The organism is Psychrobacter sp. W2-37-MNA-CIBAN-0211 (genome assembly GCF_040309405.1).
GTDB lineage: Bacteria > Pseudomonadota > Gammaproteobacteria > Pseudomonadales > Moraxellaceae > Psychrobacter > Psychrobacter glaciei.
Genome location: NZ_JBEOOU010000590.1, coordinates 1 through 235, shown reverse-complemented (window position 1 = coordinate 235; position 235 = coordinate 1). Strand labels below are relative to the sequence as shown.

The window sequence follows — 235 nt, the reverse complement described above, 5'->3', positions numbered from 1 at the left end:
CTGCTCGCCATTGGCGCAGTATCAGGCTCTGCGCTTGGAGCACAAAACGAGCGAGAGAATGATAAAAGCTTTAAACGTGACCACGACAAACGTGTTGAATATAAACGCGATGAACGCCGCCATGAAAAAAAGCAGCGTATTGAGCATAAAAAAGAAAAACGAGAAGACCGTAAGCAAGAAAAACGTAAACTTGCTAAGTACAAGCAGGAAAAGCGTGAACAATACCGCTACAACC

1 pseudogene is annotated in these 235 nt (G+C 44.3%); it reads left to right on the top strand.

Going from position 1 to position 235, the window contains the following annotated elements:
* Window positions 1-235, top strand: a pseudogene (locus tag AAEY72_RS16370) (hypothetical protein); the annotation flags it as partial.